The 1,361-nt window shown below is 76.8% G+C and carries 1 protein-coding gene; it reads left to right on the forward strand.

The features are described 5' to 3' along the window. Positions 1 to 221: 221 nt before the first annotated feature. Positions 222 to 1,298, forward strand: coding sequence for an NAD(P)/FAD-dependent oxidoreductase (locus JHN63_RS51055; protein ID WP_200691936.1), 1,077 nt, complete (start codon positions 222 to 224; stop codon positions 1,296 to 1,298). The last annotated feature ends 63 nt before the right edge of the window (positions 1,299 to 1,361 follow it).

Raw genomic sequence — 1,361 nt, forward strand, 5'->3', positions numbered from 1 at the left:
ACCCGCAACCGGCCCCGGAAACACGCCCGAGCCCGCTCTTCTCCCTGCTCACACCCCTGCCGCTCGAGTCTTGCCGGAGTCCTTCTCGAATCCTCCCGGAGTCCGGCTGGAGGGGCGGTGGAGGCGTGCTGGAGGGGTGGTCCGCGGGCGGTCGAAGCGGCCGTCGGGGGGTGTCGGGGCGCCGCATGATGAAGGCACAACGAGCAGGGAGGGCAGCCGAGTTGAGTGCATACGCGGGGGCCGGCGCGGGTGGCCACGGGCGTGCCGTGGTGATCGGCGCCGGGCTCGCCGGGCTCACCGCGGCGCGGGCCCTGGCCGGCTTCATGGACCACGTCACGGTGATCGAGCGCGACTGGGTGCCCTCCGGACCGGGGCGGCGCCCGGGTGTCCCGCAGGCCCGGCACACCCATGTGCTGGTGCCGGCCGCCCATCAGGGGCTGGAACGGCTGTTCCCCGGCATCGGCCACGACCTGGCCGGTGCCGGGGCGGTCCGTGTCACCGTGCCCGAGGACATGCTGGTGCTGGGGCCGGGCGGCTGGCTGCCCCGTTTCGACGCGGGCCTGCCGCTGCTCTCCGCGGGCCGCGACCTGATCGACGCGGTGGTGCGGGCGCGGCTGCGCACCGACCCGAAGGTGGACTTCCTGCCCGGGCACGAGGCAGTCGCCCTGCGCGGCGGCCGCCACGACACCGTCACCGGCGTGTGGATACGCGGCCGCGACCGTACGGCCCCCGGCCGGCGGGGCGGGCGGCGCCTGCTGCCGGCCGAGTTCGTGGTGGACGCCTCCGGCCGCGGCTCCCAGGCGTCCCGCTGGCTGGCCGAACTCGGCTACCAGCAGCCCCCCTCGAGCCTGGCCGCCGCTCCGGCCGCCTTCGCCACCGCCGTGTTCGCGCCGCCGGTGGGCCATGTCGCCGACTGGAAGAGCCTGCTGCTCATGGCCGCGCCCGGGCATCCGCGCCAGGGCGTCCTGCACCCCGTCGAGGGCGGCCGCTGGTCGGTGACCCTCACCACCACCGGCACCACCGCCCGCCCGCCGGCCGGCCACACCGCGCTGCTGCGCGCCGCGCGCGCCCTGCGCCACCCGCTGCTGCACGACGTCCTGGAGTCCGCCACCCCGCTCGGCCCGGTCTACGGCTGCACCCGCACCGGCGTCCGCTGGCACCGCTACGAGAAGCTGCGCCGCTGGCCCGACCAGTTCCTGGTGGTCGGCGACGCGCTGGCGGACCTGGACGCGGCCGGCGGCCAGGGCGTGGCGCAGACGGTGGCTGATGCCGACGGCTGTGCCGTGGCCGGTCAGTAACCGCTCCAGGGCCAGGGCACACTGCACGGCCAGCGCCATGCCCTGGCCGCCGGCCGCGTCCAG

The organism is Streptomyces sp. MBT65 (genome assembly GCF_016612545.1).
Lineage (GTDB): Bacteria > Actinomycetota > Actinomycetes > Streptomycetales > Streptomycetaceae > Streptomyces.